This is a genomic window from Amycolatopsis sp. NPDC059657 (assembly GCF_042734395.1).
Classification (GTDB): Bacteria; Actinomycetota; Actinomycetes; order Mycobacteriales; family Pseudonocardiaceae; genus Amycolatopsis.
Window position 1 is genome coordinate 1 of the sequence record NZ_JBHWEB010000250.1, and the last position, 4162, is coordinate 4162.

The 4162-nt window shown below is 67.9% G+C and carries 3 protein-coding genes; 2 read left to right on the plus strand and 1 reads right to left on the minus strand.

Going from position 1 to position 4162, the window contains the following annotated elements:
* Positions 1 to 122: 122 nt before the first annotated feature.
* A complete protein-coding gene (locus tag ACFV15_RS47915; RefSeq protein ID WP_378360168.1) occupies positions 123 to 1313 on the minus strand; it encodes an RtcB family protein in 1191 nt (396 codons plus the stop codon).
* A 139-nt stretch (positions 1314 to 1452) separates the two neighbouring features.
* Between ACFV15_RS47915 and ACFV15_RS47920 the strand changes: the two genes are divergently transcribed.
* Both ACFV15_RS47920 and ACFV15_RS47925 read left to right on the plus strand, forming a co-directional pair.
* A complete protein-coding gene (locus ACFV15_RS47920) occupies positions 1453 to 2949 on the plus strand; it encodes a M48 family metallopeptidase (protein ID WP_378360170.1) in 1497 nt (498 codons plus the stop codon).
* Between the two features lie 17 nt (positions 2950 to 2966).
* Entirely contained in the window at positions 2967 to 4049 is a 1083-nt protein-coding gene (locus ACFV15_RS47925) for a DUF4034 domain-containing protein (RefSeq protein WP_378360172.1), read from the plus strand.
* Positions 4050 to 4162 lie beyond the last annotated feature (113 nt).

Genomic DNA, 4162 nt, shown 5'->3' on the forward strand with positions numbered 1-4162 from the left:
GATCTTGATTTGTCTTCACAAACACTCATGATCACCGTGGTGGCCGCGCCTATTTCACCGACACGCCAGCCACATCACGAACTACAGCTGGAGTACTAACCGGCCATACCACTCACGAGCCCTCAGCCCTTGACGCAGACGACCTGCTTGATGTGGGCCACGACCTTGACCAGGTCGGTCTGTGCCTTGATCACCGACTCGATGTCCTTGTACGCGGCCGGGATCTCGTCGACCACACCCGAGTCCTTACGGCACTCGACGCCGGCGGTCTGGTCCGCCAGGTCCTTCGCGGTGTAGAGCTTCTTGGCCTTGTTACGCGACATCCGGCGACCGGCGCCGTGCGACGCCGACTGGAACGAGGACTCGTTGCCGAGCCCGCGCACGATGTACGACCCGGTGCCCATGCTGCCGGGGATGATCCCGAGGTCTCCCGACCCCGCGCGGATCGCGCCCTTACGCGTCACGAGCAGGTCGACGCCGTCGTAGGTCTCCTCCGCCACGTAGTTGTGGTGGCACGAGATCGCGTCCTCGTACCGGACGTGCGGGATCACGTCGGCGACGGCCTGCTTGACCAGCGCGACCATGGTCGCGCGGTTGCGGGCCGCGTAGTCCTGCGCCCAGAACAGGTCACGCCGGTACGCCGCCATCTCGGGCGTGTCCGCGACGAAGACCGCGAGGTCGGGGTCCGGCAGGTCGGCGTTGTGCGGGAGCTTGCGCGCGACCGCCATGTGGCGCTCGGCGAGTTCCTTGCCGATGTTGCGCGAACCCGAGTGCAGCATCAGCCACACGCGACCGGCGTCCAGACCGCCCTGCTCGAGGCAGACCTCGATGAAGTGGTTACCGCCACCGAGGCTCCCGAGCTGACGTGCGGCCCGGTCGACCAGTTCCTGGACGCCGGTGTGCAGGTCGCCGAACGACTTCCAGAACTTGTCCCAGCCGCCGACCCCGTGCACCTTCGCCGGGTTCACCGGCGTCTTGTGCATCCCGAAGCCGACCGGCACGGCCCGCTCGATCCGCTTACGCAGCACCGAAAGGTCGTCCGGGAGGTCCGACGCGGTCAGCGAGGTGCGCACCGCGCTCATCCCGCACCCGATGTCGACGCCGACGGCGGCAGGCGAGACGGCGTCGCGCATCGCGATCACGCTGCCGACGGTCGCGCCCTTGCCGTAGTGCACGTCGGGCATGACGGCGACGCCGTGCACCCATGGCAGGTTCGCCACATTCCGCAGCTGGCGCATTGCCTGGTCCTCGACCGACTGCGGGTCCGCCCACATCCGGATCGGCACGCGGGCGCCTTCGACTGCGGTGTACATGACTGGCCTTTCGTAGGTGAATGTGTCCACAGAGGATGACCGCACCGAGCACGCCGCGACAACCGATTTCGGTTTCGCATACGGCCGTGCGACACTTTCCCCGGCGCCCTGACCGGCGCGTTTCTGGGGAGGAACACTCGTGAAGTTCTCTTTGCGCGCGGCTACGGCCGTCGCGCTGCTCGCCGGTTTCCCGGCTCTGGTGCTCGCGCTCGTCGGCGGGCTGGTCGCGTTCGAGGTGTTCGCGTTCCAGCAGTCGGTCCTCGCCGCGATCAAGCTCGGGATCATCACCGTCCCGGCCACATACGCGTTGCTCAAGGGCCTGCTCTCGGTGGTGAAGCGCACCGGCGACGAGGTCGACGGCGTGCTCGTCACCGAGGCGGCGCAACCGGAACTGTGGGCGCTGGTGCGGCGGCTCGCGGTGATCGCGGGCACCCGTCCGCCGGACGAGATCTACCTCATCGGCGAGGTCAACGCCGCGGTCGCCGAGCAGACCCGCTGGCTCGGCCTGCGCGTGCTCCGGCGCCGGATGTTCATCGGCGCGCCGCTGCTCGCCGGGCTGCGCGAGGACCAGCTCGCCGCGGTGCTGACGCATGAACTCGCGCACTACAGCAACAACGACACCCGGCTGGCGGCCGTGACCTACGGCGGCAAGCGCGCGGTGGTCGGCGTACTGTCCACTTTGGATCACAGCGACTGGTTCCAGAAGCTGATCGGCAAGCTCTTCACCTTGTACGCCAAGCTCTACTTCCGCGTGTCCAGCGCGGTCTGCCGTCGCCAGGAGCTGGCCGCTGACCGGTTGAGCGCACGCGCGGCGGGCAACGAGGCCGCGAGCAGCGCGCTGCGTGAGTTGTACGCGATCGACGCGGCGTGGGATCTGTTCATGGCGCGATACGCGGTTGTCGGCTGGAAGGCGGGGTACCTGCCTTCGGAGGTGTTCGGCGGCTTCGCCGAGCTGCGCGATTCGGTCGACGATCAGCTCGAGAAGATCCGTCGCACCCCGCCGGACGAGTCAGGCCCGTACGACTCGCACCCGCCGGTCGCAGTCCGCGTCGCGGCGATCGACGCACTGCCAGACGAGCCGATCGTCGTCTTCGGCCGCGGCCCGGCGACGGCGTTGCTGCGCGGCTCGGCGGCGGTGCTCGACGACGCGCTGTTGTCCAGCCTGGTCCCGGAAGCCCGCGAGAAGCGCCGGGTCGACTGGCCGACACTGGTCCACCTGAGCTGCCGGGGCGACGCGATCCCCGAGGCACTGTCCACTCTGGATGCAGCAGGCCGGGCGATGCGCCGCGTCAGTACCTTCAGGACACTTCTCGACGCGCTCGACGCCGGGCTGATCAGCGAGCTGGTCGTCACCGACGCCAAGCCAGACCCTGGCGCTGGCCCTCGTGCTCAAAGGGAATTCGCCAAGATGGCAGTCCGGGATGGACTGTCCTCTGTGGTCCAGGTCGCGCTGGCGGACGTCGGGCTCGCCCGCTGGAACCTTTCCTGGTCCTCGCCGGGCGAACTGGAGGTCGACGAACCGTACGCGAGCGAATTCGGCGAAGCGCTCGACACCGCCGTCGACGGCAACACTGTCGAGCTACGCCAGCTGCTCACCTCGGCGAAAGTCGATCTTGACACCCGCCCCACGCGCTGAAAGGGAGTACCCACCCGATGCCACTGCTACCGAAAAAGGTCCGCGCGATCCGGGCCATGATGCGCGAGGCCAAGAAACGCGGCGTCGGCATCGACGAGCTGGCCGATCTCATCGGCCCTTACGAACTGCAGAAGCTGACCGGCCTGTACCCCGATGTCGATGTCACGAAATTCGGCCTGATTCCCGACGAGCAGGTGACGAAAGAGAACATCCACACGGATCCGGCGCTGCGCAACGCGTCCGAAGCGGCGAAGCGCGGCGAGTGGCAACCCGCCGCGATGCTGGTCACCGCCACCTGGGACGACTGGGAAACCCGTGCCATGGTGGTCTCGCGACTGGCGCGCATCGCCGCGGACGACGACACCTGGCTCAAGGCCTGGCAGCGGGCCGAGCCCGGCAACCCGCACGCGGTGGTCGTCGACGCCGAGGCGCTCGTCTACCTCGCATGGCAGATCCGCGGCGGCAAATGGGCGTCCCAAACCTCCGAAGCCCAGTTCGCCGGCTTCCATCACACGCTGGAGGAGGCGGAAAAGACCGCATGGCAGGCCGCCGAGCTGCTGCCGTCCGATCCGACCCCGTGGGCCACGCTGATCACGCTCGGCCGCGGCCTGAGCGTCGACCACCAGGAGTTCGACCGGCGCTGGCAAGGCCTCATCGAGCGCGCGCCACTGCATCGGCGCGGCCACGACGCGGCTTTGCAGTACTGGTGCGCGAAATGGCGTGGCTCGCACGAGCGGATGGTCGCGTTCGCGCAGGAGAGCGCGGCGAAGTCCCCGTCGCTGTCCGGTCTGCTGATCCGCGCGGCTTACGAATGGGAAGACGCGCACGAGAACGTGTGGCACGAACCGTGGGCCCAGCAGGGCTTGACCACGTTCCTGCGCTGGCTTTCCTCGGACGGCCCGCACAACCACCACGTGCACGACGATCTCGGCTGGGCGATCACCGCGCTGCGACGCACGAAACGCGAACCTGAAGCCATCCCGCTGTTCCAACGGCTGGGCGCCTACGCGGGCGGCGAGCCATGGACCTACTACGACGATCCGGTCGCTTCGTTCTGCTACCAGCGCGCCGACATCTGCCTGATGGCGAAGAAGCGCTGATGTCGTGAGTGTTGCCGGCGGTTATTGCGCGGAAAGCCGAATGTGGCTGGCTGGTGAGGGACTCCTTCACCAAGTCCGGCAGGGCGCCCGCAAGCCTCGGGCGGGCTTGAAGT

Excerpts from the sequence above, each read along its gene's own strand:
- ACFV15_RS47915 (WP_378360168.1), bottom strand. The coding sequence starts at position 1,313 with ATGTACACCGCAGTCGAAGGCGCCCGCGTGCCGATCCGGATGTGGGCG.
- ACFV15_RS47925 (WP_378360172.1), top strand. The coding sequence starts at position 2,967 with ATGCCACTGCTACCGAAAAAGGTCCGCGCGATCCGGGCCATGATGCGC.